We start from the raw sequence: 204 nt of genomic DNA, 5'->3' as shown, positions 1-204 counted from the left end.
GCCGTCTTGTCCGAGGATGTTGACGATATAAACATAAACTCCGTTTTCTTTTTTCAGCTTAGAAGATGTAACGATTCCTTTGCATTTCTTTAATGCGACAGAATGAGCCTTCTCTTTCGTAATGGAGACTTGTTTTTTCTGTGTTTCTTGTTTGACGACTTTGCCGCTCTCACTGTTTATTTTTACAGTATGCACATTGCCGTC

General features: G+C 39.2%; 1 protein-coding gene. It reads right to left on the bottom strand.

Going from position 1 to position 204, the window contains the following annotated elements; genetic code table 11:
• A partial coding sequence (locus V7126_RS22335) for a PepSY domain-containing protein (protein ID WP_335499296.1) occupies nucleotides 1-204 on the bottom strand: 204 nt, incomplete at both ends.

It is taken from the genome of Bacillus sp. JJ675 (assembly GCF_036963165.1).
Taxonomy (GTDB): domain Bacteria; phylum Bacillota; class Bacilli; order Bacillales; family Bacillaceae; genus Bacillus; species Bacillus glycinifermentans.
Note: the sequence above shows the minus strand (reverse complement) of the source record. Positions and strands in the feature narration are given on the sequence as shown.